This is a genomic window from Mycobacterium sp., assembly GCF_036488105.1.
GTDB lineage: Bacteria > Actinomycetota > Actinomycetes > Mycobacteriales > Mycobacteriaceae > Mycobacterium.
This window is the reverse complement of the sequence record NZ_DASXHW010000272.1, coordinates 1-2,219: the sequence shown is the minus strand read 5'-3', so window position 1 is coordinate 2,219 and position 2,219 is coordinate 1. Positions and strand designations below refer to the sequence as shown.

Here is a 2,219-nt window from a genome sequence, read left to right as displayed (position 1 = left end):
TGCCCGAGCATTGTCCACGGCTCCATGTACGCATCGAGGGTTGGTACAAGCTTGGTCGCACCGCAATATTTCTGCTTCCACAACGATCGCGGAAACAGTCCGTTGAGGTGGTCAGGGAGCCACAACGAGTCGACGCGGTTGGTCAACGCATTCAGGTAAGTGGCCCGTGTCAAACTCTCGGGCGTCGGGCGGGACACGAGATTGAAGTCCATGACGCCCACACGAAATCGGGCCATCGTGTGTCCTTCCCGCTGTGATCCTGGCGTTTCAGTATTTCGCCGGCCGATCGGGGTCGATTAAGTACTCGGCTACTCAATTCGCGGGACGGCCAGCACCTCGAATATCGAACATACATTCGATAGACTGAGTCGGTGGGTTGGAGCAACGGGCCGCCGGGCTGGTCGGAGATGGAGCGGGTGCTCTCCGGTAAACCGCGCCGTTCTGGCACGCCAACCGTGTGGACCCCGGCCGATGAGGCGCCCTGGTCGCGCAAGCGGATGGCATACCAGCCGCCGGACGACGGCCGGCCGATGCGTTCGTCGGTCGCGTATGCCGAATTGCACGCGCATTCGGCGTACAGCTTTCTCGATGGAGCTAGCGCGCCGGAAGAACTGGTCGAGGAGGCGGTCCGGCTCGGCCTGCGGGCCATCGCGCTGACCGATCACAACGGCCTCTACGGGGCGGTGCGGTTCGCCGAGGCGGCGGTGGAATTGGACATGCGCACGGTGTTCGGCGCCGAATTGTCGCTGGGATCCGGCGCCCGGACTGACGATCCCGATCCGGCCGGCCCACATCTGCTGGTGTTGGCGCGCGGGCCGGAAGGCTATCGCCGATTGTCGCGGCAGCTGGCAGCGGCGCATCTGGCCGGCGGTGAGAAAGGCAAGCTGCGCTTCGACTTCGATGCGCTCACCGACGCCGCGGGCGACCACTGGCACATCTTGACCGGTTGCCGCAAAGGCCACGTCCGCTCCGCGCTGGCCACCGGTGGACCGGAGGCCGCCTCGGCGGCGTTGGCTGATCTGGTGGACCGGTTCGGCTCTAACCGGGTCAGCGTCGAGCTGACCCATCACGGCTGCCCGGCTGACGACGAAGTCAACGCCGAATTAGCCGTACTGGCAAAGCGATTCGGGCTCGGCAGCGTTGCGACCACCGGCGCGCATTTCGCCGGACCGTCGCGCCGCCGGCTGGCGATGGCCATGGGCGCGATACGGGCCAGGAAGTCGCTGGACGAGGCCGCCGGCTGGCTGGCCCCGCTTGGCGGTTCACATCTTCGCTCCGGTGAGGAGATGGCACGGCTATTCGCGCAGTGTCCCGATGCGGTGACCGCCGCGGCCGAACTCGGCGAGCAATGCGCATTCGGTCTGGCGCTCATCGCCCCGAAGCTGCCGCCGTTCGACGTTCCGCCCGGGCATACCGAAGACAGCTGGCTGCGCGAGCTGGCGATGGCGGGGGCTCAGCGTCGCTACGGTCCGCGAGCCCATGCCCGCCAAGCGTATGCCCAGATCGAGCGTGAGCTGGAAATCATTGCCCAACTCCAGTTTCCGGGTTACTTCTTGGTGGTCTACGACATCACCCGGTTCTGTCGGGAGAACAACATCCTGTGTCAGGGCAGGGGATCGGCGGCCAACTCGGCGGTCTGTTATGCCCTTGGCGTCACCGCGGTCGATCCGGTGGCCAACGAGCTGTTGTTCGAGCGGTTCCTGTCGCCGGTCCGCGACGGCCCACCCGATATCGACATCGACATCGAGTCGGATCAGCGCGAAAAGGCCATCCAGTACGTCTACGACAAATACGGCCGCGACTATGCGGCTCAGGTCGCCAACGTGATCACCTACCGCTCCCGGATCGCGGTGCGCGACATGGCTCGTGCCCTGGGTTTCTCACAAGGGCAGCAAGACGCATGGAGTAAACAGATCAGCCACTGGAGTGGACGCCCGTCGGATATCGAAGACATTCCCGAGCAGGTGATCGAGTTGGCCGAGCAGATCCAGAACCTGCCTCGGCACATGGGCATCCATTCCGGCGGCATGGTGATCTGCGATCGGCCGATCGCCGACGTCTGCCCGGTCGAGTGGGCACGTATGGAGAACCGCAGCGTGTTGCAATGGGACAAAGACGATTGCGCGGCAATCGGTTTGGTGAAATTTGACCTGCTCGGGCTGGGTATGCTTTCGGCGCTGCACTATGCCATCGACCTGGTGGCCGAGCACAAAGGCATC

Annotated in this window: 1 protein-coding gene and 1 pseudogene; one reads left to right on the top strand and one right to left on the bottom strand. The window is 64.5% G+C overall.

Annotated features, from left to right (window positions below; translation table 11 throughout):
- Positions 1–236, bottom strand: a pseudogene (locus VGH54_RS14005) (LLM class flavin-dependent oxidoreductase); the annotation flags it as partial.
- Positions 237–371: 135 nt separating this feature from the next.
- Here VGH54_RS14005 and VGH54_RS14000 point away from each other — a divergent pair.
- On the top strand, positions 372–2,219 hold a 1,848-nt coding region (locus VGH54_RS14000; protein WP_331512618.1), incomplete at its 3' end, for a PHP domain-containing protein.